The 25,167-nt window shown below is 33.7% G+C and carries 26 protein-coding genes, 1 riboswitch and 1 other annotated feature; of the genes, 14 read left to right on the forward strand and 12 right to left on the reverse strand.

Translation table 11 applies throughout. The features are described 5' to 3' along the window. Positions 1–51 precede the first annotated feature (51 nt). Positions 52–231 (reverse strand): 2-hydroxymuconate tautomerase, encoded by a 180-nt coding sequence (locus CAT7_RS02665; RefSeq protein WP_007721694.1) that lies wholly within the window; start codon positions 229–231, stop codon positions 52–54. Between the two features lie 165 nt (positions 232–396). Between CAT7_RS02665 and CAT7_RS02670 the strand changes: the two genes are divergently transcribed. Further along, on the forward strand, positions 397–837 hold the full coding sequence (locus CAT7_RS02670; RefSeq protein WP_007721696.1) for an organic hydroperoxide resistance protein: 441 nt from the start codon (positions 397–399) through the stop codon (positions 835–837). A gap of 57 nt (positions 838–894) precedes the next feature. Here CAT7_RS02670 and CAT7_RS02675 read toward each other — a convergent pair whose 3' ends face one another. Continuing rightward, complete coding sequence (locus tag CAT7_RS02675) at positions 895–1,359, reverse strand: NUDIX hydrolase (protein ID WP_007721699.1); 465 nt, start codon at positions 1,357–1,359, stop codon at positions 895–897. A gap of 1,055 nt (positions 1,360–2,414) precedes the next feature. Here CAT7_RS02675 and CAT7_RS12265 point away from each other — a divergent pair. Beyond that, positions 2,415–2,591 (forward strand): hypothetical protein, encoded by a 177-nt coding sequence (locus tag CAT7_RS12265; protein WP_007721705.1) that lies wholly within the window; start codon positions 2,415–2,417, stop codon positions 2,589–2,591. Between the two features lie 105 nt (positions 2,592–2,696). Here CAT7_RS12265 and CAT7_RS02680 read toward each other — a convergent pair whose 3' ends face one another. The 5 genes from CAT7_RS02680 to CAT7_RS02700 form a co-directional block, all read right to left on the reverse strand. Next, positions 2,697–3,521 (reverse strand): ABC transporter permease subunit, encoded by an 825-nt coding sequence (locus tag CAT7_RS02680; RefSeq protein ID WP_232208101.1) that lies wholly within the window; start codon positions 3,519–3,521, stop codon positions 2,697–2,699. A 22-nt stretch (positions 3,522–3,543) separates the two neighbouring features. Beyond that, positions 3,544–4,485 carry a hypothetical protein gene (locus tag CAT7_RS02685; protein WP_007721712.1) on the reverse strand — a complete coding sequence of 314 codons (942 nt, stop codon included), beginning with the start codon at positions 4,483–4,485 and terminating at the stop codon, positions 3,544–3,546. 243 nt (positions 4,486–4,728) lie between these two features. Next, complete coding sequence (locus CAT7_RS02690; protein ID WP_007721714.1) at positions 4,729–5,277, reverse strand: GNAT family N-acetyltransferase; 549 nt, start codon at positions 5,275–5,277, stop codon at positions 4,729–4,731. Between the two features lie 210 nt (positions 5,278–5,487). Further along, a complete protein-coding gene (locus CAT7_RS02695; protein ID WP_035019343.1) occupies positions 5,488–5,820 on the reverse strand; it encodes a hypothetical protein in 333 nt (110 codons plus the stop codon). Between the two features lie 176 nt (positions 5,821–5,996). Then, entirely contained in the window at positions 5,997–6,614 is a 618-nt protein-coding gene (locus tag CAT7_RS02700) for a stage II sporulation protein M (RefSeq protein ID WP_007721718.1), read from the reverse strand. A gap of 337 nt (positions 6,615–6,951) precedes the next feature. On the opposite strand from CAT7_RS02700, the gene CAT7_RS02705 reads away from it, so the two are divergent. Further along, positions 6,952–7,167 carry a hypothetical protein gene (locus tag CAT7_RS02705; protein ID WP_007721720.1) on the forward strand — a complete coding sequence of 72 codons (216 nt, stop codon included), beginning with the start codon at positions 6,952–6,954 and terminating at the stop codon, positions 7,165–7,167. Between the two features lie 378 nt (positions 7,168–7,545). On the opposite strand, the gene CAT7_RS02710 is transcribed toward CAT7_RS02705, so the two are convergent. Together CAT7_RS02710 and CAT7_RS12670 are read right to left on the reverse strand one after the other, a co-directional pair. Continuing rightward, positions 7,546–8,055 (reverse strand): DinB family protein, encoded by a 510-nt coding sequence (locus CAT7_RS02710; protein ID WP_156780501.1) that lies wholly within the window; start codon positions 8,053–8,055, stop codon positions 7,546–7,548. A 250-nt stretch (positions 8,056–8,305) separates the two neighbouring features. Beyond that, positions 8,306–8,455 carry a type II toxin-antitoxin system YafQ family toxin gene (locus CAT7_RS12670; protein WP_007721723.1) on the reverse strand — a complete coding sequence of 50 codons (150 nt, stop codon included), beginning with the start codon at positions 8,453–8,455 and terminating at the stop codon, positions 8,306–8,308. Between the two features lie 310 nt (positions 8,456–8,765). Here CAT7_RS12670 and CAT7_RS12355 point away from each other — a divergent pair, with 310 nt between their 5' ends. From CAT7_RS12355 to CAT7_RS02725, 3 genes are all read left to right on the forward strand, one after another. Then, entirely contained in the window at positions 8,766–8,924 is a 159-nt protein-coding gene (locus CAT7_RS12355) for a hypothetical protein (RefSeq protein ID WP_007721725.1), read from the forward strand. A gap of 560 nt (positions 8,925–9,484) precedes the next feature. Then, positions 9,485–9,706, forward strand: coding sequence for a type II toxin-antitoxin system RelB family antitoxin (relB, locus tag CAT7_RS02720; protein WP_007721729.1), 222 nt, complete (start codon positions 9,485–9,487; stop codon positions 9,704–9,706). Beyond that, positions 9,707–9,979 carry a type II toxin-antitoxin system RelE family toxin gene (locus CAT7_RS02725; RefSeq protein ID WP_007721731.1) on the forward strand — a complete coding sequence of 91 codons (273 nt, stop codon included), beginning with the start codon at positions 9,707–9,709 and terminating at the stop codon, positions 9,977–9,979. Positions 9,980–10,346: 367 nt separating this feature from the next. On the opposite strand, the gene CAT7_RS02730 is transcribed toward CAT7_RS02725, so the two are convergent. Both CAT7_RS02730 and CAT7_RS02735 read right to left on the reverse strand, forming a co-directional pair. Continuing rightward, complete coding sequence (locus CAT7_RS02730) at positions 10,347–11,135, reverse strand: GNAT family N-acetyltransferase (RefSeq protein WP_198008038.1); 789 nt, start codon at positions 11,133–11,135, stop codon at positions 10,347–10,349. 489 nt (positions 11,136–11,624) lie between these two features. Next, a complete protein-coding gene (locus tag CAT7_RS02735; RefSeq protein WP_007721743.1) occupies positions 11,625–12,140 on the reverse strand; it encodes a folate family ECF transporter S component in 516 nt (171 codons plus the stop codon). Positions 12,141–12,181: 41 nt separating this feature from the next. Continuing rightward, a riboswitch (THF riboswitch) is annotated at positions 12,182–12,284 on the reverse strand. Positions 12,285–12,800: 516 nt separating this feature from the next. Beyond that, positions 12,801–13,056: a binding site (T-box leader), on the forward strand. A 56-nt stretch (positions 13,057–13,112) separates the two neighbouring features. Here CAT7_RS02735 and CAT7_RS02740 point away from each other — a divergent pair. The 5 genes from CAT7_RS02740 (at position 13,113) to CAT7_RS02760 (ending at position 19,716) form a co-directional block, all read left to right on the forward strand. Then, on the forward strand, positions 13,113–14,186 hold the full coding sequence (locus CAT7_RS02740) for a methionine ABC transporter ATP-binding protein (RefSeq protein WP_007721747.1): 1,074 nt from the start codon (positions 13,113–13,115) through the stop codon (positions 14,184–14,186). Positions 14,187–14,199: 13 nt separating this feature from the next. Then, positions 14,200–14,880: a methionine ABC transporter permease gene (locus CAT7_RS02745; protein WP_007721750.1), complete on the forward strand. Its 681-nt coding sequence runs from the start codon at positions 14,200–14,202 to the stop codon at positions 14,878–14,880. 21 nt (positions 14,881–14,901) lie between these two features. Next, positions 14,902–15,723 carry a MetQ/NlpA family ABC transporter substrate-binding protein gene (locus tag CAT7_RS02750; RefSeq protein ID WP_007721752.1) on the forward strand — a complete coding sequence of 274 codons (822 nt, stop codon included), beginning with the start codon at positions 14,902–14,904 and terminating at the stop codon, positions 15,721–15,723. Between the two features lie 47 nt (positions 15,724–15,770). After that, on the forward strand, positions 15,771–16,967 hold the full coding sequence (locus CAT7_RS02755; protein WP_007721754.1) for an amidohydrolase: 1,197 nt from the start codon (positions 15,771–15,773) through the stop codon (positions 16,965–16,967). Between the two features lie 199 nt (positions 16,968–17,166). Further along, the gene (locus tag CAT7_RS02760) at positions 17,167–19,716 is read left to right on the forward strand and encodes a vitamin B12-dependent ribonucleotide reductase (RefSeq protein WP_007721755.1); all 2,550 of its coding nucleotides are present in this window, start codon (positions 17,167–17,169) and stop codon (positions 19,714–19,716) included. A 39-nt stretch (positions 19,717–19,755) separates the two neighbouring features. Here the strand turns inward: CAT7_RS02760 and mgsA are convergent, their stop codons facing one another. Next, positions 19,756–20,184: a methylglyoxal synthase gene (gene mgsA / locus CAT7_RS02765; RefSeq protein ID WP_007721757.1), complete on the reverse strand. Its 429-nt coding sequence runs from the start codon at positions 20,182–20,184 to the stop codon at positions 19,756–19,758. 166 nt (positions 20,185–20,350) lie between these two features. Between mgsA and CAT7_RS02770 the strand changes: the two genes are divergently transcribed. The 3 genes from CAT7_RS02770 (at position 20,351) to proB (ending at position 25,166) form a co-directional block, all read left to right on the forward strand. After that, positions 20,351–20,875, forward strand: coding sequence for a type 1 glutamine amidotransferase domain-containing protein (locus CAT7_RS02770; protein WP_007721759.1), 525 nt, complete (start codon positions 20,351–20,353; stop codon positions 20,873–20,875). 533 nt (positions 20,876–21,408) lie between these two features. After that, complete coding sequence (locus CAT7_RS02775) at positions 21,409–24,051, forward strand: cation-translocating P-type ATPase (RefSeq protein WP_007721761.1); 2,643 nt, start codon at positions 21,409–21,411, stop codon at positions 24,049–24,051. Positions 24,052–24,344: 293 nt separating this feature from the next. After that, the gene (gene proB / locus CAT7_RS02780) at positions 24,345–25,166 is read left to right on the forward strand and encodes a glutamate 5-kinase (RefSeq protein ID WP_007721762.1); all 822 of its coding nucleotides are present in this window, start codon (positions 24,345–24,347) and stop codon (positions 25,164–25,166) included. The last annotated feature ends 1 nt before the right edge of the window (position 25,167 follow it).

The raw sequence follows: 25,167 nt of genomic DNA on the forward strand, positions 1-25,167 counted from the left end.
AAAAAACAAGCTATGAGGATATACTACAACTCATAGCTTATTTTTTATTATTTAGCCTAATAATTTCCCACCCACAGCGTAGTTGGTTTTTTTCATGTCTTCAATAATAACATGAACTTTATCTTCTGTTGCTCCAGTGTTTTTCACTACGGCTTGTGTAATATCTTTAACTAGACCAGCTTTTTGTTCTGCGGTCCGTCCTTCAACTAATTCAACATGTACAAATGGCATATACCTCTCTCCTTTCTCTATATTCTCTTCTAATTTTAGACCTATTTTTTTTCTTTTCAACTAATTTTTTCTTTAGATCAATGCTCTTAAACAGATGATTAGAGTTTTAATCCAAATGTTAGTATACTTAATACGTACGATAATTTAGAGAGGAGATTTACAACTATGACAGATTCAAAATTAATGTATCAAACGACAGCAATTAATACTGGTGGACGAAATGGTGAAAGCCATTTACCTGATAAATCATTTTCTGTTCGTGTTTCTACTCCAAAAGATATGGGTGGCCCTGGACAAGGAAGTAACCCAGAACAATTATTCGCACTAGGCTATAGCGCTTGTTTCAATTCAGCTTTAGAACATATGATGAAAGAAGAAAAAGTAACTGGTAAAAGCCAAGTTACTGCAACAGTTGAATTGCATTCAGACCCAACTGATAACGGGTTTAAACTTGCAGTTAAACTAGAAGTTGGAATTGAAGGCAAAGATGACGCAACTACGAAAGAATTAGCAGAAAAAGCGCATGCTTTTTGTCCTTATTCAAAAGCTACAAGTGGAAATATTGATGTAACAGTAACAGCCGTTGCTTATGAAGCAGATAAATAAAACAATGATTAAGGGAGTTGAGACGGTCGTCTCAACTCCCTTTTAGTATTTTCATTCTTATATAGATTGACCCATCTTTAGATAATGTTTTTCATATTGTTCTACAGCCCATTTATGGCTGCCTCTTTTTAATTTAGCTATGGCTTCAGGAATGGACACCCATTCTAATTGATTGAAATCTTCTAGTGGCTCACAAATAGGTTTCCATGTTTTAGCAATATAAAAATATGCAGGATTGTGGTAATGCTGGTGGCGGTGTTTGGAGTAATAATACTCTTCTGCTTCACCGATAAACTGCCCAACTTCTATTTCATATCCTAATTCTTCCATTGATTCACGTTGAGCCGTTTCTTCATGAGTCTCATTTTTCTCGATTTCTCCACCTGGTAATAAATATGAGCCGTTTGGAGGTGAAACGAGTAAGATTTTTTTACTTTCTGAGTCAAAAATCACAACATGTACGCCAATACGGGTACGATAAACTTGATTATCCAACTTTAGTCCAAATGTTTTCATTGTCATTTCGCTTCCCCCTCCTCATCGTATCCTCATTTTGAAATACTTTTCCTCATTATACACTATTTTACAACTAATTAACTACTCTATTTGTGTTTAACCCATAGATTAAAATTTCTAAAAATCATGGTATACATTAATCTGTTTCCGGGTAACATTAACCTAAAGACCAGTAAGATTTAAGTAAAAGATAACACCACAGATTCAAGCTTTTTAGTTAGTCATTAACGTCCATAAACATGAAACCTAATTCTTCACCTGTGAAAGATATATTAATAGGTAAATTAATAGTATAATAAATGTTATTGAAAGCGTTGTTTATTCTCGGATATTAATCTGTAAATTTAACAATCTATAGTTTTTGAAAATAATGAATGGTGCTTACACAACAGTAAATATAAGTACTACATTATTTTTGCTTTATTATGTTGAATGCATTTTGAAATAAAAATTAGTTTAAGTCATACTAGAATTTGAAATGAGGCTTTTTCATGAGAAATTACATAGTTACTGCTTTTTTATCGATAGTAATACTAGGCAAACTAATTGGGATAATTAATATTTTTTTAGGGAGATATCAATCTATTTTTGTAAGCTACTTTACTATAGCGCCTATTGATTCATATTAAATTAATGATATACCTAGAGACAAACAGAAGAAATTTAAAATTTTAGCTATTTTAAGTGGACTCATAGATATATTGCTTTCTGTAATTATTATCCTAGTTATATCGAAAGTAGAAACAGATATTATTCTACTTTTAGCTTTTCTTATCTATGCAAATTCTACTTTTTTTAGCAAATATAGTAATCAAATATTACAACTCAACTAATCAAAAATCCCCATTCATTTTATTGGAAAACAAAATATTTTTTATTTAATGATCCATAATTAACTTACTTTTCAAGTAATAAATTGGGTTAACAACGCTAGTCACTTATGTAGGATAGTAAGGAAAAATTTAATTAAATAAACTAGTATCAATTAGGGTATAAATATTTAATGGCAGTGAAAATGAAGCGTCAGAGCTTATTTTATTCAATTATTAGGAGGCTCGTAAATGTCTGTAAAATTAGCTATTCAAACCATTTTAAACTTCTTTGCACTTGATTTAATTTTTAATCCTGTCGTTGGCTCTATCTTACCTATTAGTGGTTTAGGAGTTCTTTTAAGTTTTGTATATTGGGGTTTACTTTTGATTTCATCTCATCAATTAGCTGTTTTTCTAAAGAAATAAAAAAACATCACGCTGATGAAACCTTGATTGATTTTCCTATTGCACAATATTTATTTTTTAGATCATACTATTGAATAATAAATAATTATAGTGAATTAGGGTTTATTATTTTTTGTAATTAAAAAAATGGATGGTTCTAAAAAAAAGGCTCATAAGAACATACGGAAACAACAATAAAAATAAATAACTGATAACCATTGTTTGAGGGCTAGTAGTGTTAGAAGGTATAAACTGCGTATTTCTTAAGCCAGTTAATAGTCCTCCTGTATTGAATTGAATTTCAATAAAAAGCATTACAGTAATCATTTCTAGATAAATAAATTTCATAATGTTTTCTAAAAAGGGTAGTAAATTTGGAATAACATAAGAAAAGAATAACTTATACTTAGGATACCCTAGCGATTTTGCGAAGACAAAATAATTAGATTGATAAACATCTTTAATATACGGAGTCATATATTTAACCAGAAAAATAATCGGGAAAATACTCAGTATAACTAAAGGAATAATTATCGCGGGTTCCCTGGGCGTACCAACTGTTTTAAATAGATAGATGGAGGTTTCTTTATAGATAACGACACTCAGCCAATGGACAAAGAACACTATGCCAAGCACAGGTAAACTCTCAATGTCTTCTAGATACCTTATTAATCTCAATACCGTTTTATTCTTCATTTTCGGGAAATAATAACTGTAAATAAGTAGGGAAAATAACGTTATGGCTAAACTAGCACTGATTAATTTTAACGTATAGCCACCGTTAGTATGTTGATAAGTAATGAATAGGTCAGATAAGTATTGATATGTAAAAATTTGAATAATGGATTCTTTTACCATTTCCAATAACAACTTTAGATTTCCAATGTTTAAAGGTAAGGAATAGCTTAAAGAAACAAGCAGAATAATACCAGCCGGTAAGGTAATAAGCAAAATAGTTTGCTTCATAATTTTTTTAAATAGATTGATTCTGCATCCCTCCCGTTAAAGATCGCTTGATACCATTGAGCAAGAGAATAAATCCGCCGTAAAAAGCTAACGGAATGAGCACCGTCCATGGAGTACTAGCTAATCGATTGATATTCTGTCCAATTAGACCACTCCATTCGTTAGATATGGTTGCGGTATATTTAGTGCTTGCATCTAACTGGGTTTCTAAGGAACCCCCTAGATAAAGTTGGAAATAAGCTAAATAAATAAAAAGAGCTAAATTTTGTGTTAAGATTTTAAAAAACAAATTCAATGTAAGTTCAGTTAATTGTGGTTTAAAATAATATCCAATCATTCTAAACTTAGAACTCCCTAATGTCTGACTAGCAAAGGCAAAATCTTGTTTGAAAAGAAAGCTCAATTCAGAATGATAAAGTTTAACCAAATTAGGAATTCCTACAAGAAATAAAATGGATAATTGAATCATTACAAATTTAAAATTAGCTGAAGGTTGAACATTATCAGTATTAAAGAGTAATGCATTAGAATAAGGTCCTATTAATAGCAACAATAAAAATGGCTTAGGAATTAATGTAAACAGCTTATCAAAATAAGAAAATAGAGGCAGCACAACTTTTGAGCCTAATTTATGAAGAGTCAGAATAGTTATAATTAAACTACTGAATATTTGAGCAGTACTTAATAATAACCCAATAAAAAAAGTGTATTTAAAGCCTTGAATAATCTTAGCAAAGATAGTAAATCCTATGATATCTGTACCAAATGGTAGAACTTCAAGAGGAGTGAAAGGCGGATACTTTACTTCTCCATTTATCCTAATACTTTCTACACGGAGCGTTAAAATTTTTGATAATAAGGGTTCATACAAGCAGCTAAGAAGTAAAAAAAATAACACGACTGAACATAATATCCATAACGTTAAATTTTTATTTTTCAATGAATTCATAAAATAATAATTTCCTCCTTCATTTTCATGAGTATATCTTAATTTAACAAGGTTTCGATTATTTTTGATATTTGTCCTTATTCTTCGATATAACAAAGATTATAAACAAGAAACATACTAAAGTTAATGCCATATAAAATGCACTCCTCCTGTTATGAATACGTAGTTAAATACTTAGCTTAAAGATAACAAGTTTTATTTTTTATAAAACAAGAATTTTCGATACATGAAATTCTATATTATTTATAAATTTGATACATAGTATTCAAATTTATAAATACAATAATAAAGAGTAGTAACTTCTTTGTTTTTGAGGAATTTCAACTTTTCATTTTTGGTAAATTTATATCTAAATCCACATTTTTCGACAACTCTTTTAGAGTTACCATTAAAATCAAAATGGCCACACCAGATTAAATCTAACTCTAACTCAGTAAATGAATATTTGATTAATTCATTTACGGCTTCCGGAACAATATTTTTTCCCCAGTATTTAGGATTTAATACATAACCTATTTCTCTTTGTTTTAAATCAGTAATGGTATGATCTGGTTTCCTATCATGAAGTCCTATACTTCCAATAACTTTATTCTCTGATTCTAAAACAATCGCATATGTATCTTCATCTTTGATAAACATCTCTATTATTTCTTTGCTTTCTTCTTCATTTTTATGAGGTGGCCACCCAGCACTAGGTCCAACTAATTCATTACGTGCATATTCGTATAGGTCTTTGCTATCTTTTTGTTGCCATTCTCTTAATATTAATCTCTCAGTTACTAATTCTTTCATACCTCTCCTCCTCATTAAAAAAATTTAGTTTTCAAGATTAATATATGAAATTCCATAAAGTAATGTATCTAGAACCTGATACCTCAAATGCTAATTTCAAAGTTGGATCGTATCAATCATTCTCAATCGCATTAATTGTTTGTCGAATGACGCTACACTTTTTACTAAAGTCTCTTATGTAAGTTTTTTTCTTTTCGAAGTTCAAAAATTTTATTTTTCATGGCTACTCATTTTACGACTATAAATCCAGTAATATATAAAATAACTAACAATCGCAATTAACAAATAAAACAACTCCGGATAATTAAACTCTACCATTGCTAAACGATTATTATCCAAGTTAAAAAAATTGAAAATAAAGTCAATAATGAAAAACATCATTAGTAATAACCAACTACTCACAATCGCTTTATGTTTAATCAACTGTGATCGTTCGTCATTCTTTTTACTTGTGATACCGTATTCATTATTTCCAGTCAACCAACCATTAATAAAAAACATAATTACACCAACTGCTAAAGTAACTATCCACCTGATAAACAATCAAATCACCTCACTAAAATGTATAAAACTATTTCCACTTGACTTTACAATAATGACTTCTTAATGTCAAAAACTTTTTACATACAATAGGAGTACCATTTTACTAAGTTGGACAGTTTGTTGAATATTGAGTAAATCGGATAAATGAATGTATCCAAGATTTTGCTAAATAAAGATTACTTTCCATTGAAAAAAGCGAATAATATCTCTGCTAAATACGTCTCCAAAAATGCAGCGATAATCATCATTGGGAGAATAAATAGAACATATATTTTTACAGCTTCTAAACTCCTATTTTTAAAAGATATTTTCACTTTATTTTTTTTGAAGATATTTTTAATTTTTATTCGAATAAACTGATTCAACTCATACAAAATAGCTGCGAATAGACAAAATGCAAAAACCTCAACAATATAATATGGCATACTTGAAACGAGTACCTGCATTCCTTTAACTGCATCAACTTCTAGTATGATCCCAAAAGCAATACCTATAATAGCAGAAGGTATAATGATATTTAGTAGGTATAAAAATTGTATTGGAATTATAGACAAAATTAGCATCTGTAGAGGGACCTTAAAACCATTATTAAGGATAAAAGCCTCTACTTTTTGTATCCCATTTAATTGGATAAGCTGTTCATTATCGCCTATTGACTCAAATATTTTTATAAAATCAATTTTCAAACTGAGCATGTACGTTATTAAAGCTATAACTAGTGATAGACTTGTTAGAAATAAAAAGAACTTACTAGCTCTTTTAAAAATCGTTTTATTTGATAAGTATAAAAGCATATTTCTCCTCTTCGTTTGAATTATTAATATATTGTTTGATTTTAACCTATTTTTTTTGGGGTTACTACAAGATTTTTTGTTAAGCAGTCTACTCTTACATACATAAAAATAAATAAAACAATAGATCATGCAGCAAAAGAAAATGATAATTGTAGACTTAACAATGATAGAATCTAATTAAGTCGATGTTACTCATGCATATTTCCAATGTAGAACCGTTTAATACGGTAGCGAGTTGACTAAGTTAATAGACAGTTATTTTTTTGTCGTTGTTTTGCTTTATCAGCATACCTATTACAATTATTTTTTGATTATACTTATTAAAGGGAGGTGACTTATGAGTTTGTTTAAAAATATGATAGAATTTAAATGGCCTATATTACTGTTTGAAGTAATTTTTTTGATTGGTGGAATTTTGCTAATAACTACCGGAATTAAAATACAAAAACAAAGCAAAACCTCAGCTCTAATTAGTATAATTGTAGGGACACTAATTACATTAATTTCACTTTATATACTCTTTTGGACATTTATCGTTGGATATAATTCTTAACTAGCTGGGATATGATAATTCTAATTACTTAGATACATATAACTAGATAGCATCGTGTATCTGGAACTTTGGCATGTTATGAATTTTTTCGATAATTAGAAATAATTTCTGAGTAAGTTAATTCATTTTTCCGATGAACTAAATTGCAACTCCTCTTCTTTCGTATTAAAATATATGTACAAATGAAGAGTGGTTGATTCTAATAACTGGAGTATCTTTAAGAATTAATAATCAAAAAGACTAATTAATCAAAAAATCCGACTACTTTTTAAGTGGCCGAATTTTTTTCTTTTTATTTAGATTGAGTACTTAAGAAAGCAATTGCAATACTATCTTATTGAGTGACTGAAATTAATACTTATGTTTCTAGACACTCTATTATTTATTAATCACCAAACGACGCGTATAAACGGCTTGTCCTGAATGCATAACGGCATCATCAATAATAGAAACAAGTCGAGCTTGCTGAGTTACCGGTGGAGACCAATTTTCATCAACAATTTTATCTAAAGTATCTTCATTTATATTATCTAGATAATCCTTTGCTAATTTGATACTGGCATCTAAATAATCACTTAAGAGTTCTTTGTCAGAAACGGTGACTTGTTCAGCTTCCTCTGATGTATGTTGGTATTCAGGCGCATCATCTGGGAATGGCAAATCAAAACGCTTATTCCACCCTTTACTTGTATACAGTGCTTCTTCGCTTTTTAAATCAGAAATCTGCATATCAAGTTCGCGAGCAGTATGCCAAAAGAGCCAAGTTACTGATTTAATTAAAGGATGTGGCATTTTATTGGCCTCTTCTACTGTCATTTTATCTAGAGTTTCTTCAAAACGTTCTTGAACACGATCTAGTAGTTCTACTTGTATAGTTGTCATCTCTATCACTCCTTGAAGTCATTTTACCACCAACTAAACGATTTGCTAATTAAAACTCCTGAAAGAAAAAAATGAATGTTTCTATATTATCAAATAATCTAAAAGGTAAAAGCAGTTCTCAATTGCTAGAGGCTACTTTTTAATCTTATTCTTTTGTTTTTATTCGACTTAATTTTTTGATAAAAATAAAAAGCAGTACCAGATCCGTAAATAAAAAACGTAATGATTATTGCTTTTTTAAATCATTTAATCCTTTTTAGAAAAGGGCGCAGTATTCTTCATCAGGTAAGTGCACTCCTTCAACGATTATTTGCATAACCGTTTTTAGTTTTTCAAGATTGGTATTTCGTTTCTTTAGTCTTTTCAAGTCTTTTTTGAATTTGGTTGTCTGCTTCATTTCTAACATTATGGTAAACCACTTACAATAACGGGCTTATATCCCTCAAGGTTTTATTTCCTTAACAATCTCTGTTTTTATACATTTCTAATGTGTTTTTTTTGAAGGTGCAATTTAACATTTGAAACTTTATCCTTAGTTTAGTCGACATAGCACCACTATAACTTAAAAAATTATAGTGATTTTTCATTAATTAGACGTTATCATGAGTAGTAATTAATACTAAAATTGCTTAATGACATAATAGAATTTAATAATTGTGATTCAGTAAAATCTATTGTTATAACAAACTTAGCCTATTAGACGAAAGGACACTATTATGAAAAAAATAATTAAGTTTGATGATAAGATGCAAACAGGAGAATACGAGTTAACACAAAAACCAGGTGAAAACTTTAATCCTGAATTCAAACCTGAACTGACTCCAAAAGAACTGTTAGAGTTGGGTGTCTTTGGTGGAAAGTATATGACTGATTGAAAGGATGAATTTCCAAGGGATTGGTTTGAGAAAGCTAAATTATCACCTAATAAGAAAGATATTTCCTTAAACTATTATCAAGTTGATGCGTCCTTACCTTTGAAGACATGGCAAGAAAAAGGATGGATCCATTCAGGCGATCCTCGAGGTTGGTTTCAATGGTATTGTCGTTACTACTATGGACGTAGATTACCTGAAGAAGATCAAATCCAAATTAAAAGATGGAAAGCAATAAAAAGACATGTAGGAGCTATCAAAAAAAACTGTGAAAAAAATGATCAGAGTTGTAGAAAAAAGCAAAGGCAGACTCTTCTTCATTGGGCATATGATAGCAGGAAAATCTGATAAGTGTTTTATATAAGAAAAATGTTAAGATTGACATAAAATAATACATGCAATTAGATAGAATAGTGTATCCATAACCTTGATAGGTTATGGATTTTTTTGTGCTAATTAGAGTTAATTTTTGAGTGCGCTAATCCATTTTATAGAGAAAATAAATTGAAACTCCTCTTCTTTTGTAATACAATGTACATACAAAGGAAGAGGAGTTGATTCTAATGACAGTAGTATCCTTAAGAATTGATAACCAAGAAGAACAATTAATCAAAGAATATGCTAAAGCTAATAATATCTCTGTTTCAGCTTTATTTAGAAATGCTGTTTTAGAAAAAATAGAAGATGAGATTGATTTGAGTTTATATAACCAAGCTATGTCTGAGAACAAAGAAAATCCGCAAAGTATTTCTTTTGAAGATATGCTAAAGGAGTTAGCGGATTAAATGAATTCAGGTTATCAAATAATGTTTGAAAAAGGAGCACAAAAGGCTTTAAAAAAGATGGATAAACACCAATCTCTTTTAATTATGGGATGGATTCAAAAGAATCTAGTGAATTGTACAGATCCTAGAAAACAAGGTAAAGGATTGACTGCCAATCGTTCAGGAGAATGGCGGTATAGAATTGGAGATTATCGCTTAATTGCCGATATCAATGATGATACAGTCACTATTTTAATGTTAGAGATTGGCCATAGGAAAGATATTTATAAATGAACGATTAGCATTAAGTACTCAAAAAAAAAATCGTATTTTCAATAATATTTTGTTGAGAAGCTTGAATTAGAAATTGCGTTTCTAGACACTTTTTCATTTCTTCAACAAGCATTAAAATAGAGCTATTAACGGGCACATAAACGTTTGCTAATGGCATAATGATTACCTGATGTTTGTTATAAGTAATAATGAATAGCAGGTGCTCAAGTGTTGCCTATACTTCTTTCAATACATGAAATTGCTTAGAATCGTGTATTAAAAACCTTGCTAGTATAAGCCTTTTATTATTCGCTCTTTTTCATGAAAAATACTATTTATTCTATGTAAACGAATTAATCGATAGGTAGCGTATTACTTTTAGTCACTATTATTTATGAGGTTGATAGAGATAATAATCTTGCGAATGTACCACTTTAAATCCTACGGTTTTATACAATCCTAAAGCATGGTCATTTTTTGTTTCAACTTCTAGGTGTACCGAGAAGCCATCCGAAATTTGATCCTTAATAACTTTCTGCAACACTTTTCTACCTATTCCTTTACCTTGATATTCTGGCAAAATAGAAAAGAAAGATATCCAAGTCTGTTTATCTGTTCGCTTTAAACGGAGTTTTCCTACTGTTTTTTCATTTATTTCAATCATTAGCATATCGTCAGTCTCCGCTGATAGGGCATCTTCTTTAGACATACCAAAAGCTTCAATAGATAAACGTGTACTTATATCTAAATCTTCCACGGTTGCTTTTCGAAGTGTTAAATCTTCTACTGGTTCTGGGATACGGTCTTGCCATTCCATTTGGTGCTCCGTAAATTTATAAATAGCACCTTGTTTATTCAAAAAAAACTTTGCGGAGTGTGACTCAGAAGGTGCGTTTAATAAAATTTCTTTATAGCCATTTTGTAGTGCAATTTCTAGCCCTTTTTTAAACAAAGAACTGAATAGCCCTTTTTGTCGTTCATTTGGCTTTACCATGCCACATACTTCAACAGTGGATCCAAAAGGATATAGAGCTAAAAATGCAACAAGCTCTCCTTTTTCATATTGAAAAAAATCAAGTTGAGTAGTGTCGCGATTTTCCAACATATCCCAATTAAGTTTTAATTGAAAATTTCCTTGAGTTTCACATTCTTTTTGTAACTTTTTAACATCATGCAATTTTTGTATCGTCAACAAAGTTAACTCCTTTATAATTTTTTAAGTTTGTAAGAAAAACTCATGACAGAGTGCAAAATCAAATAATCACTATATAAGTTTATTATACAATAAAAATAGAAGCTTAATTCTAATAGAACATTTTCTTATGTTCTATGTATATAAGAATAAAAAGGATAATACACTATTTTACATAAAATCGTGTGTTTATTTCGCGTAATGATTAGACATTAAACACGTAACAAGAAATCAACGAATTTTTATTTTTTTTGAGAAGAAACAAGATCTTTTTCCTCCTTGTATGCCACTTTTCTTTATCATACCGAAAATAATAGTAGGTTTCTACAATATATTAACTCAAAAATTGATTGGAATTTCCGGTCAGAGCAACACTATACCCATTTTATCTAAAGCAGTATATAGACGAAAAAAAGACAGCTTAACTTTAAGCTGTCTTAGTTTGGATGTTGTGTTGTTTAGTCTACTTAGAATTTAGTCAATTCCTATTGTTTTCCGCAATGTTTTATTCTGTACAACAAAGTACAACAATGCGATGTTAATGGGTGCTAAAATAAGGTTTTGTACTAACCTCGTTGGGAAAATTACAAAGATAGCTTTATCAAGCATGATTGTTAACCAAATTGTATTCAAACCCAAATTCACAAAAATGGTAACCAACAGTATCGCTAAAATAATTCTCTTTAATGATTTAGGTTTCTTGTAAAGAACCAAACCATAAATCATTCCTCCGACAAATGCTGATAAGGTAAAACCTGGAAAGAACACTCCCCCACCAAATAATATCGTTCCAATTAAATCTGTTATTGCTGAAGTCATTCCAGCTATCCAAGGACCATAAAGCATAGCGATAATAGCAATCGGTAAAAAACCAAAACCAATTCGAACGATTGGGGTTTCAATCGAAATGAACTGAGTTAAAACGATTTCTAACGCCATTAATAACCCTATTATTGAAACACTTCGTGCATCATACTTATTCTTACTCATTTTGAAGATCTCCTTTGAAGAGCTCCACACATAAAAGCTTATGCAGCGAATGCAGAAACAAAACCGCAAATTGCCTAAACAATCTTTCGTTCGCGGGCAACATCCCATCCCAGCGACACTTAACGCTTTATTTCCTACTCTGATAGATTACCTAAATTCGTTTTACCTCTTTTAGGCAAATTCACTATAGCACATTCTACCTATTTGGTATAGTAGCGAAATTTTCTTTGCTAGGGCAAATTATTATTTAATAAAATTAGTCATTGACATTTATTTTTTAGTTCTGTATATTAAGAACAAGATAAGAATTATGAAAAATAAATGATAAAACACTATGAAAAGAAGAGTACGTTTAAATTCGTCTATACAAGAGAACCCAGTTAGTTGCTGAAAATGGGGTAGTCAAATTGAACCGAAGATGGTCTTTGAGTGGAGTTAGCGAATCACTTGTGTAAAAGTGTTAGCTTGCTACGGGAACACCCGTTACAGTGTCACAGTATAAGCAGACAAAATAGTCTGATGTACTGGTTAAGGTAAGTATAGTAATATACTTATAAATTAAGGTGGTAACACGAAGCAGATAACTGACTTTCGTCCTTACAAAGAAACAGATTCGTTTGTTTCTTTGTAAGGACTTTTTTATTTTCATCAACTACATAACTAAACGCAATGAAGAGAAAAGTATTTTCACAGAATGCAACAACAGAGAGCCTGAATGCTGAGAACAGGTTTGCAGGAATGAAAAGAAAATGGCCTCCGAGCAGGATACCGAGTGTTTTAAACATAAGGCTATCATGGGTGCACCCATTACAGTGCTAGAGTATCAGAATTAACTTTCTCGTACTCGATAAGGAGTTGTTTGTGAAAACAACTCAAAAAAAGGTGGTAACACGACGTTAAAGCGTTCGTCCTTTAATCTACAGCAGTAGGTTAATGGACGAACGCTTTTTTCTATTTTAAGGAGGAATTCATATGATTACATTAAACAATGTAAGTGTCACATTTGCAGGGAAAGAAACGACCATAAAAGCAGTAAAGGATGTTCAGTTGACCGTTAATAAAGGAGACGTCTTTGGGATCGTCGGCTACAGCGGAGCGGGAAAAAGCACTTTAGTCCGCACCATCAATCTTCTTCAAAGACCCACAGAAGGATCAGTAATTGTTTCAGGTCAAGATTTATTAAGTTTAAAACCAAAGCAATTGCGAGCTGCTCGAAAAAAAATTGGCATGATTTTTCAACATTTCAACTTAATGGGGTCACGAACAATCGCTGAAAATGTAGCTTATCCTTTAAGAAAATCGGGATTAGCTAAAACAGAAATCAAAACAAAAGTAGCTGGACTATTAAAATTAGTAGGATTAACTGAAAAAAGCGCTGCTTATCCTTCTCAACTATCCGGCGGCCAAAAACAACGTGTAGCTATTGCCAGATCTTTAGCCAATGATCCTGAAGTCTTATTGTGCGATGAAGCTACAAGTGCTTTGGATCCAAAAACGACCCTTTCGATTCTAGAATTATTGAAAGAGTTAAATCAAAAATTGGCATTGACAATTGTCATCATTACTCATGAGATGCAAGTTGTAAAAGAAATTTGCAATAAAGTAGCGGTTATGGAAAACGGTCATGTCGTTGAAGAAGGTGATCTTGTCACTATTTTTACAGAACCTAAAGAAAGAATCACAAAAGAGTTTATCAATACCGCAACCCATGTTGAGCAAGCTTTAGAAACCATTTTGAAACACCCTACTTTACTTGATTTGCAACCAAATGATGTTTTAGCCACGATTTCTTATGTTGGCGAAAGTACTAGTGACCCATTGATTGCTACATTAACGACTCGATTTGGTGTTACAACCAATATTTTATTTGGAAATGTGGAATTTTTGCAAGAAACACCTGTCGGTAATCTTATTGTTGTGTTAAGTGGCGAACCTAGCTTTCGTGACAAAGCTATTGCTTATTTGAAATCAAAAAACGTAAAAGTAACTTTGATACACCGGCAACACCAAGTTATTCCATTAAAAAAAGAAACCACTATTATCTAAGGAGTGAATGAAAATGACCGAATTTCTTACAACCTATTTTGAAAATGTTATCCCTTTAAAAGATGAAATTATTGAAAGTACTTTACAGACACTCTACATGGTAACTGCAACAGCTTTGATAGCCGGTGTACTTGGTTTGATATTAGGGGTCATTCTTGTGGTAACGGATCGTCGGGGCATCTTAGAAAGCCCTCGTCTTTACAATGTACTTGATCAAATCGTCAACCTCTTTCGCTCTTTACCTTTTATTATTATGATGGCTTTGGTTGTCCCCTTAACTCGCTTGATTGCCCATACATCTATTGGTACAACAGCTGCTATCGTCCCTTTGGTTATCGGAACAGTCCCTTTCTTCGCTAGACAGATTCAAAACGCTCTATTGGAAGTTGATCCCGGCGTCATAGAAGCTGCACAATCGATGGGATCCAGCCCATTAGAAATTATTTTCCGTGTTTATTTAAAAGAAGGTTTGACAGCCATCATTCGTGTCTCTTCTGTTACAATCATTAACTTGATTGGTTTAACCGCTATGGCTGGAGCAATCGGTGGCGGCGGATTAGGGAATTTAGCTATAGCTAGAGGGTATAATCGTTTCCAAAATGACGTAACATTCGTCGCAACCGTTATTATTTTGATCATTGTTTTTATTAGTCAATTGATAGGAAATACTTTAGTTAAAAAAACGAGTCACTAGATGACATTGGAGGAATTTATGATGAAAAAAATTAAAAAAGGCTTTTTAGGGTTAACGTTAGCAGTAGGACTTCTTGTAACGACTGCTTGTGGAACAGATGCTTCGAAAGCAGAAGAAACTGAACCGATTAAAATTGGTGTCGTTGGCGAGGTAAATGAAGTTTGGGATTTTGTGAAAGAAAAATTAGCCGCAGACGGTGTTGAAATCGAACTGATTAAATTTTCAGATTATGCTACACCAAACGTAGCTCTTGCTGAAGGTGAATTAGATTTAAACTCTTTTCAAACAAAAATTTTCATGGATTCTTTTAACGAAGACCATGGAGAAAATCTAGTCGCTATCGCTGATACGGTTATCGCTCCTCTTGGTATTTATTCATCAAGTATTCAAGACATTTCCGAGATAAAAGAAAACGATGTGATTGCCATTCCAAACGACGTTTCAAATGAAGGTCGTGCTCTGCTCTTACTTCAAACAGCTGGTTTAATTGAGGTTGATCCTTCGAAAGGTCAGATCCCTGTAGTCGAAGACATTACCTCTAATCCTTTAAACTTAACCTTTGAAACATTAGATTCTTCTCAAACTGCTCGTGCTTTAGATGATGTGACTGCTTCCGTTATCAATAGTGGAATGGCTGTTGATGCAGGCTTCATTCCAACTGAAGATGCTGTTTTCTTAGAACCGGTTACTGAATCATCGGACCCTTATTACAATGCGATTGTTTCAAGAGAAGAAGATAAAGATAATGAAGTTTTCAAAAAGATCATAGAAGCTTATCAGGCTGAAGATACAAAAGAAGTGATTGCCGAAACATCAAAAGGCTCTTCTATTCCAGTATGGTAAATGAGTACAACTAATAACAGTAAACAAATTTGAGAGGACGATGAATTATGACAACAGTAATCACTCAATCTACATTACACGAAGAAGTTCAACAAGGAGCTCCAGAGGTTATTGCGTTACGCCGCTATCTTCATCAACACCCTGAACCAAGTTTAAAAGAATATGAAACGATTAAATTCATCAAAAATGAATTAGATAAATTAGCAATTCCTTACGAATCTGTGGGTGAAACAGGAGCTCTCGGGACTATTATAGGTAAAAAAGGACCTGGTAAAACAATTCTTTTACGGGCAGATATTGATGCTCTTGAATTAGAAGATGCTAAAGATAAACCTTATAAATCAACTAAGAAAGGCTTGCATCATGCATGCGGTCATGATGGTCACACTTCTGCTTTATTAGGGGCTGCAAAAATCTTAAAAACGCATGAAGCGGATTTTTCTGGCACAATCAAATTAGCTTTCCAACAAGCGGAAGAAATCGGCGCTGGCGCAAGACAATTTGTGGCTGGCGGATTCGTCAACGATGTGGATCAAGTTTTTGGTATCCATGTCGACTCTTCTATCGAAACCGGAAAAATCGTTGCTACAGCTGGTCCAACAAATGCTTCTTGTGATATTTTCAAAATCAAAGTAAAAGGTGAAAGCGGTCATGCGGCTAGACCCGATTTAGGAAGAGATGCTCTTTTAACTGCTGCAGCTATTACAGTCGAATTACAAAGCATTGTTGCTCGTGAAGTGAGTCCTTTAGATAATGTTGTGGTTGCTGTTGGCGTTCTAAACGCAGGAACTCGTTACAATATTATTGCCAATGAAGCTTCGATTGAAGGAACCGTACGTACGTTTAGTCACGAAACACGTCAATTTGTTTTAGCAGCTGTTGAACGCGTGGCACGAGATGTCGCTACAGCTCATCGTACGACAGTTGAATTTGAAAATTACGATGCTGCTGCTCCCCTTATCAATAACCAACTAGCTGCAAGTCGCGCGGCTCGTGTAGGAGCTGACATCGTAGGAAATGAGAATATTATTCAAGATAATCCAAAAAGTTTAGGAGCAGATGATTTTGCCGACTTTTTAGCTGTTGCGCAAGGCGTTTATGCTCGCGTAGGAACGAAAGATCCTGCTAACCCGGAAACTTGGTATGGGCATCATCATGAAAATTTTGATATTGATGAACGTGGGTTAGCGATAGCCACTGAATTACATGTCAGATATGCACTAGATTTTTTAAATGAACAATAATAAAAAAATATTTTCTAAAAAAGATTGAAGCGAGTTGTTTTCGCTTCTTTTTTCATTTTATTTTAAAAAAAACGAATTTTTAATCGTGCAATATCACTATATGTAGTGTAAAATGAATTATTGTTAACTAGATATAGGTGATTACATATTTTCTACTATTTATTTACAAAAATACATACTTTATTAAGGAGTGGTGTTCATGATTGCCAATAGCTCTACAAAAATGAAACAAACCATTAAAAATTTAAATGAAACTATTCCCGCTTTTCCTCAAGTTCATCCGATAACTGAAGATATGAACTTAACTTATAAAGGCGTTTCTCGCTTAGTCATGCTAGACCGGTATTCATTTAAAGATTTGTCCAAGTCTACTCTGTCTGTAGGAGATTTAGTTGTTTTAACCGTTAAAGCTGATCCAAAATACCCTACTAGAGGAACGGGTTTTGTTACACACATCAACCATTCTCAACACACAGCTTCCGTTTTAATTGATGAAGAATTCCGTGGAGCCATTGAAGACGAGTACGAGCAAAAAACTGGCATCATCACTTGTAGTTTAGATGTAATCGAAAAGCCGCTTGAAATTTTTTACGAACAAATCGCCAAAAGAAACGCGACTGGCTTAGCTGCCACAGAATCGACTCCTGAAAAAAGAGCAGCTGCTTATGCTACTTTTTATGAGGAATTAAAAAACTTGAATTTTATTCCTGCAGGACGTGTTTTGTATGGTGCAGGTTCAGAAACTGACGTTACCTATTTCAATTGTTATGTTATGCCATTTGTACCAGACTCTCGTGAAGGTATTTCAGATCATCGCAAACAAGTGATGGAAATCATGAGTCGTGGTGGTGGTGTGGGAACGAATGGCTCTACTCTTCGTCCGCGTCATACATTAGCTCGCGGTGTAAATGGAAAATCATCAGGAGCGGTCTCTTGGTTAGACGATATTGCGAAGTTAACTCACTTGGTAGAACAAGGCGGCAGCCGTCGTGGAGCTCAAATGATCATGTTAGCAGATTGGCATCCAGATATTCTTGAGTTTATTATTTCAAAAATGCAAAATCCTCGTATTTTACGTTATTTAATTGAAAATACAGCAGACGACCAAGTTAAAAAATTAGCTAATGAAAAACTAACCTTCACTCCTTTTACCGAACGTGAAATAGCTATGTATCAAAGTATTTTAAATTATAAGAATGTACCAGGTTATGGTGGATTTGATGCGACAATGATGAAAGAAACAGCTGACAAATTAAAAACAGGCGGTACTTACAGTGTTCATAATCCAGATTTCTTATCTGGAGCAAATATTTCGGTTTGTTTGACAACAGATTTCATGGAAGCTGTTGAAAATGATACGGACTATGAGCTTCGTTTTCCTGCCGTTGAATCATACAGTCCAGAAGATATGGAGGAATACAATGCTCATTGGTCGGAAGTTGGAGATGTCCGTGAATGGGAAGCTTCAGGACATGCTGTCCATACTTATCGGACAATAAAAGCTCGTGAATTATGGAAACTGATTACTATTTGTGCCACTTACGCTGCTGAACCAGGTATTTTCTTCATTGATAATGCGAATAAAATGACAAATGCTGCGGCTTATGGACAAAAAGTTGTTGCTACTAATCCTTGTGGCGAACAACCGCTTGCTCCCTACTCTGTCTGCAATTTAGCAGCTGTTAATTTAGCTGAAATGGCTGACAAAGAATCAGGAACAATCGATTTTGCCAAATTAAAACAAACCGTTCAAGTCGGTGTCCGCATGCAAGATAATGTGATTGATGCGACACCTTACTTCTTAGCCGATAATGAAAAACAAGCATTAGGGGAACGTCGTGTTGGTTTAGGCATAATGGGCCTTGCTGACTTACTGATTTACTGTGGCGTAGAATATGGGTCTCAAGAGGGCAATCAATTAATAGATAAAGTATTCGAGACCATTGCTGTGTCAGCTTATGAAGCTTCTATTGAATTAGCAAAAGAACGTGGCAGCTTTCCATTTTTAATTGGCGAAACTGATGCAGAAACAACTAACTTAAGAGAACGATTCCTTCAATCTGGTTATATGAAGCAAATGCCAAAACACATTCACGAAGGTGTACTGAAATATGGCATACGCAATTCGCATTTGTTAACCGTCGCTCCAACAGGCTCCACGGGGACTATGGTCGGCGTTTCAACTGGTCTTGAACCCTACTATTCTTTTAGTTATTTCAGAAGCGGACGCTTAGGTAAATTTATCGAAGTAAAAGCTGACATCGTACAAGAATACCTAGATCAACATCCAGAAGCAGACCCAGACAACTTGCCAAAACAATTTGTATCTGCCATGAGTTTAACACCTGAAGCTCATGTTGATGTTCAATGTACCATTCAACGTTGGATTGATAGTTCTATTTCTAAAACGGTCAATGCTCCCCAAGGTTATTCGGTTGAACAAGTTCAAAAAATCTATGAGCGTCTTTATAAAGGTGGCGCAAAGGGTGGAACAGTTTACGTAGATGGCAGCCGTGACACACAAGTATTAACGTTAAAGGCTGAAGAAACACTATGGGACGAAGAAACGTTTGATGAAAGTCCTTCTTCAGAACAAAAAACGATTCAAGTTGCTGCTATTAGCGATGCAAAGAATTATGGAAATGAAATTGGCGACACTTGCCCTATCTGTCGTCAAGGAACGGTAGAAGATTTAGGTGGTTGTAACACTTGTACGAACTGTAATGCTCAGTTAAAATGCGGCTTATAATTGAAAAGAGGCTCGGACGATTGGTCCGAGCTTCTTTTTTTATTCGTATTCTTCTAGTTCTTTTAACTGAGCTTCTCGTTGCGTTTTGCGCCATTCAATAAAGCCGTTTCCTAAACCTCTTAATAACACTTCACTCGTTCCAAGGTTTGTTGCTAATGGTATTTCATAGACATCACACAATCTTAATAAAGCAGAAATATCTGGTTCGTGTGGTTGCGCTGTCAAAGGATCTCTTAAAAATATAACCAGGTCTATTTTATTATCAGAAACATAGGCTCCTATTTGTTGATCTCCTCCAAGCGGACCCGATTTAAAGCGATGCACGTTTAAACCTGTTGCATCAATAATTCGTTGTCCAGTAGTTCCAGTAGCAAATATTTGGTGGCCTTTAATAATCTCTTTATAAGCTGTAGTCAATTTGACCATTTCATCTTTTTTCTTATCATGCGCAATAAAAGCAATATTCATCTATGACCAACTCCTTTCCTATCTTTATTCAATGATAACACTTACTTGAAAAAAAGATAAGGCTAAAACTCCATGTATTGTAACCTTAGAAGCCCTTTCACTTGAAGACCGTTTTTGTCTGCGTTACACTTATACTAGTTAAACTTTAAGGAAAGAGGGATTGTACATGGGAAAGAAAATTGCAACAGTAGTGACCAATTTATTTGAAGATGTTGAATTCACTTCGCCGAAAGAAGCTTTAATAAACGCAGGTCATCAAGTGATTACAATTGAGAACAAAGCAGGCAACACGGTTACAGGAAAAAAAGGAGACGTTGCTATCACCATTGATAAAGGGATTGACGACGTTTCACCAGAAGACTTTGATGCATTATTGATTCCAGGTGGTTTTTCACCCGATCAATTAAGATCTGACGATCGGTTTTTAGCGTTTACTAAGGCATTTGCTGATGCAAAAAAACCTATTTTTTCAATTTGTCATGGTCCTCAACTTCTCATTAATGCTGAAGTCGTCAAAGGTAAAAAGATGACCGCTGTTAAACAAGTTGGTGTAGACTTGATAAATGCAGGTGCTTTATTTGAAGACAGCGAAGTTGTACTAGACGAAAGTGGCATCATTTCTAGCCGTACACCTGAAGATCTTCCGGCTTTTAATCAGGCAATCGTACAGGCTTTAGCTGATGAATCATAAATAAGTAAACTTTAATTTAATTCCATTACGTTTTTCACTTTACTATCATAGGATATTTAACTGACTATGATAAACTGTAACAGTTGTTTAAATAAAACTAAATTTATTTTTCATTCTCTTTTCTCCCCCTATTGAAAAGAGACTTACCCCCTTTAGCTATCTCTTAATTGAGATAGCTTTTTTTATTTAGTCGACTCTCTCTTAATAAAATCCTAAAGATTTCATCCTATTTTCTTCATACTTTATCGTTATAGTTTACTTATACCAATAACAACCAACTTTTTATCTCTTGATAGTACCTTTCTCCTCCAAAGTGAAAGTAATCGCTCCTTTACCATCCCCTTCATTGTGGATGGTTTTTTTTTTGAAATTTAGTTTATTCCTTTTAAACTTATTTCATCTTACCGTTGCTGGCTTTTTTTGAATCTCCTAATTTGACATGATTTATTATTTCTTGGTATACTTAAAAAACAGACAAGTGGTTGCTTGTTTCTGACCGCTTTATCAAACACTATTATATCAGGAGGAATGTTATGGATTTCAGAACAAAAAAAATTAAATCTATTGTAACTCAGTTCAATAGTAACCCAGAAAAAGGATTAACCTCAAAAGAAGTAGAACAGCATAGAGAACAATATGGTGCCAACCAATTTGATGAAGAAGAAAGTATTTCTTTATTTTCAAAAGTTCTTGATCAATTAAAAGATGTCACAGTTATCATCTTGATCCTTGCTGGAATTATCTCAACGTACATTGCCATCACTGAACACCCCGATGATTTCTCAGAACCCATTGTTATCTTCTCTATTATTTTAATCAACGTTGTTATTGCTATCCGACAAGAAGGAAAAGCTGAAAAAGCTCTAGCTTCATTGCAAAATTTATCTGCACCACAAGCACGAGTGTTACGAAATGACCAAGAAGACGTCATTGATGCCACTGATTTAGTACCCGGAGATATTTTACTATTAGAAGCCGGAGATCAAATTCCCGCAGATGCTCGTTTAATTTCCAGCAGTGATTTACAAGTCGAAGAATCTGCTTTAACTGGTGAAAGCATTCCAGTTGAAAAAGACGAAAATGCTGAAATTGAAGAAAATAGTCCTGTTGGTGATGTATTTAATACTGTTTTTTCTGGAACATTGGTTACAAATGGTCGAGCAACAGCTATTGTTGTAGCTACCGGTATGGATACCGAAATGGGTTCTGTTGCGAATCTGTTGAACAATACTAAACAAGGAAAAACACCTTTACAATCTAGAATGGATGGTTTAGGAAAACAAGTAAGTGTGATAGCTTTAATTGCTGGGATTATTATTTTCACTTTAAGCTTCCTTCAAGGAGAAGCTTTTATCCTTAGCCTAATGACAGCTGTATCACTTGCTGTTGCAGCCGTTCCTGAAACCTTACCTGTTATCGTCACTATTTCATTAGCTAATGGTGTGAAAAACATGGTAGATCGCAATGCGATCATCCGAACTATCCCTTCCGTTGAAACTTTAGGTAGTGCTTCTGTTATTGCTTCAGATAAAACAGGAACATTAACTCAAAATCAAATGACCATTCAAAAGCTTTGGGCTTTTCCTCATGAACCAATAAATGTAAAAAATGAGTTTGGTGATGATGAAAAATGGGTTCTTAAGATGATGAGCCTAGCCTCAAACGCGACGATTGAAGATCGTGATGGCGAGGAAGTTATCAGTGGAGATCCTACTGAAACAGCGATTATCCGCTTACTACAGAAAAAAGGATTACAAAAAGATGATTTAGATGAATCTTATCCACGTGTACACGAGATACCTTTTGATTCTAGTCGTAAGTTGATGACTACCGTTCATGAGATAGATGGTCATTACATTTCCATTACTAAGGGAGCTTTTGATCGTTTACCAGTTGAATTTTCGTCTATTACAGATGAAGTAGGTCAAAATGCACGAGATATCCATGACTCATTTGCTAATGATGCTTTACGTGTTATCGCTGTTGGATATAAAACATACGATACACTTCCAGAGGATTTAAGTCCCGAAGAACTTGAAGATGGGATTATATTTGCTGGGATTGTTGGAATGATTGATCCTCCACGTGAAGAAAGTATTCAAGCCGTTAAAGAAGCTAAATCAGCTGGTATCAAGACGATTATGATTACTGGTGACCATGCTGCTACTGCTTCTGCTATCGCTAAACAAATCGGTATTTTTGAAGAGGGAGATAAAGCTATTACTGGGGTTGAACTAAGCAAACTTTCAGATGAAAAATTAAAAGAAACGATTCGTGATTATTCAGTGTATGCGCGTGTTTCTCCTGAAGACAAGATTCGAATCGTTAAAGCTTGGCAATCACATGGAGACGTTGTAGCCATGACTGGGGATGGCGTCAATGATGCTCCTGCCTTAAAAGCTGCTGATGTTGGAACAGCTATGGGAATTACTGGTACTGAAGTTGCTAAAAGTGCCTCAGACATGATTCTGACAGATGACAAATTTGATACGATTGTTCATGCTGTAGAAGAAGGTAGACGTGTTTATGAAAACATCAAAAAAACGGTCTATTTCTTGTTATCATGTAACATTTCAGAAATTTTCATTATGTTGATTGCGGTTATTATGGGATGGGGATTGCCTGTTATTGCGATTCAATTACTATTTGTCAATGTTGTAGCAGATGGAATCCCTGGATTTGCATTAAGTAGAGAAAAAGCTGATCCAACGATCATGTCTAACCGTCCTACTGCTAAAGGCGAGAGTATTTTTGCTAATGGTGGCTACCGGAACATCGCTATTGCCGCTATAACGTTTACTGTTACTACACTGATTGGATTCTATATAGGTTCATTTATTGATATCGGTTCTTCAATTGCCGCAAGTCATGTAGTTGGTCAAACGATGGCTTTCTTGATTCTAGGTTTTTCTTCTGTGTTGCATATTTTTAATGCCCGTACTAAAGAATCTATTTTCAAAGTAGGCATTACCTCAAATCTCAGCTTATTCCTATTAGCAATGCTTTCTATTGGGCTTATTGCATTAGTGGCTACTGTGCCATTCCTAGCTACTATTTTTGATTTAGTCGCTTTGAGTGTAACTCATTGGTTAATAGTTGCTGGGCTTTCATTAGCGATTCTTGTTGTTGTGGAACTTCAAAAATTTATGATGAGTAAGATGAATAAACGTTTTTAAGCTACCAAACCACTCTCAGTTCCCATAAACTTAAAGGAACTTAAGTATTTAGAAAATAGCACAATAAAAACGGCAAGCAAAAGATAGCTTAATCTTTTGGCTTGCCGTTTTTTTTATCTTTTTTCAAAAGCTAACCTGGACAGTACGTATACTTTTTTAACACCCTGATCTATTACTCCTAAAACTGAAACTAATCTTTCCTATATAAGAAAGATTAGTTTTTTGTACTAGAAACTGGTAAACTAAAAGAACTAAAACGGCTTATTTATTTAAGGTTATTAAGCATAGAATGGATGAAAAAAATGACGACTACTTCTCGAAAATTATTAGCTTCTTGCAAACGAATTGTTGTAAAAGTTGGTACTAGTACAATCATGTATCCTAATGGCACCATCAATTTACAACGCTTGGAAAAATTGGCTTTTGTCTTATCTGATTTGAAAAACCAGGGAAAAGAAATTATCTTAGTCTCTTCTGGCGCTGTGGGCGTTGGGCTTTCTCGTCTTCAGTTGACTGAACGGCCAAAAACAATTCCCGAACAACAGGCTGTTGCTTCTGTAGGACAAACTGAATTAATGAACCTATACAGCAAATTCTTTTTTGGCTATGGACAAATTGTCGGCCAAGTATTAATGACTCGCGATATAATCGAATTTCCCACTAGCCGATTAAATGCTATCAATACATTTGAGCAGCTTCTCTTAAAAGGGATCATCCCTATCGTAAATGAAAATGATACGGTTGCCGTTGATGAGTTGGATCATTTAACTAAATTCGGTGATAACGATCGTTTATCAGCTGTTGTTTCTGAGATTACGAGTGCCGATTTGTTGATTATGTTATCAGACATTGATGGTTTTTATAACAAAAATCCAAATGACGAACCGGATGCTATTTTATTTCATGAAATTCATACTATCACGGATGAATTATATACACTTGCTGGTGGAGAAGGTTCTCGCTACGGAACAGGCGGAATGTCTACTAAATTATTAGCGGCTAACCATATCTTGCAAGAAGGCAGCCAAATGGTATTGGCAAATGGAGAAGACCCTACCATTATTTTTAATATTATAGATGGCCAAGAAATCGGCACATTATTCTCAGCACATTAAA

Source organism: Carnobacterium sp. AT7 (assembly GCF_000171855.1).
Lineage (GTDB): Bacteria > Bacillota > Bacilli > Lactobacillales > Carnobacteriaceae > Carnobacterium_B > Carnobacterium_B jeotgali.

Bases quoted from the DNA above. Each gene is read 5' to 3' on its own strand.
- CAT7_RS02745 (WP_007721750.1), top strand. From the start codon at position 14,200: ATGACCGAATTTCTTACAACCTATTTTGAAAATGTTATCCCTTTAAAA.
- CAT7_RS02770 (WP_007721759.1), top strand. From the start codon at position 20,351: ATGGGAAAGAAAATTGCAACAGTAGTGACCAATTTATTTGAAGATGTT.
- CAT7_RS02675 (WP_007721699.1), bottom strand. From the start codon at position 1,359: ATGACAATGAAAACATTTGGACTAAAGTTGGATAATCAAGTTTATCGT.
- proB (WP_007721762.1), top strand. From the start codon at position 24,345: ATGAAAAAAATGACGACTACTTCTCGAAAATTATTAGCTTCTTGCAAA.
- CAT7_RS12670 (WP_007721723.1), bottom strand. From the start codon at position 8,455: ATGTTAGAAATGAAGCAGACAACCAAATTCAAAAAAGACTTGAAAAGA.
- CAT7_RS12355 (WP_007721725.1), top strand. From the start codon at position 8,766: ATGAAAAAAATAATTAAGTTTGATGATAAGATGCAAACAGGAGAATAC.
- CAT7_RS02760 (WP_007721755.1), top strand. From the start codon at position 17,167: ATGATTGCCAATAGCTCTACAAAAATGAAACAAACCATTAAAAATTTA.
- CAT7_RS02755 (WP_007721754.1), top strand. From the start codon at position 15,771: ATGACAACAGTAATCACTCAATCTACATTACACGAAGAAGTTCAACAA.
- CAT7_RS02690 (WP_007721714.1), bottom strand. From the start codon at position 5,277: ATGAAAGAATTAGTAACTGAGAGATTAATATTAAGAGAATGGCAACAA.
- CAT7_RS02665 (WP_007721694.1), bottom strand. From the start codon at position 231: ATGCCATTTGTACATGTTGAATTAGTTGAAGGACGGACCGCAGAACAA.
- relB (WP_007721729.1), top strand. From the start codon at position 9,485: ATGACAGTAGTATCCTTAAGAATTGATAACCAAGAAGAACAATTAATC.
- CAT7_RS12265 (WP_007721705.1), top strand. From the start codon at position 2,415: ATGTCTGTAAAATTAGCTATTCAAACCATTTTAAACTTCTTTGCACTT.
- CAT7_RS02735 (WP_007721743.1), bottom strand. From the start codon at position 12,140: ATGAGTAAGAATAAGTATGATGCACGAAGTGTTTCAATAATAGGGTTA.
- CAT7_RS02670 (WP_007721696.1), top strand. From the start codon at position 397: ATGACAGATTCAAAATTAATGTATCAAACGACAGCAATTAATACTGGT.
- CAT7_RS02740 (WP_007721747.1), top strand. From the start codon at position 13,113: ATGATTACATTAAACAATGTAAGTGTCACATTTGCAGGGAAAGAAACG.
- CAT7_RS02685 (WP_007721712.1), bottom strand. From the start codon at position 4,485: ATGAATTCATTGAAAAATAAAAATTTAACGTTATGGATATTATGTTCA.
- CAT7_RS02700 (WP_007721718.1), bottom strand. From the start codon at position 6,614: ATGCTTTTATACTTATCAAATAAAACGATTTTTAAAAGAGCTAGTAAG.
- mgsA (WP_007721757.1), bottom strand. From the start codon at position 20,184: ATGAATATTGCTTTTATTGCGCATGATAAGAAAAAAGATGAAATGGTC.
- CAT7_RS02775 (WP_007721761.1), top strand. From the start codon at position 21,409: ATGGATTTCAGAACAAAAAAAATTAAATCTATTGTAACTCAGTTCAAT.
- CAT7_RS02705 (WP_007721720.1), top strand. From the start codon at position 6,952: ATGAGTTTGTTTAAAAATATGATAGAATTTAAATGGCCTATATTACTG.
- CAT7_RS02725 (WP_007721731.1), top strand. From the start codon at position 9,707: ATGAATTCAGGTTATCAAATAATGTTTGAAAAAGGAGCACAAAAGGCT.
- CAT7_RS02750 (WP_007721752.1), top strand. From the start codon at position 14,902: ATGAAAAAAATTAAAAAAGGCTTTTTAGGGTTAACGTTAGCAGTAGGA.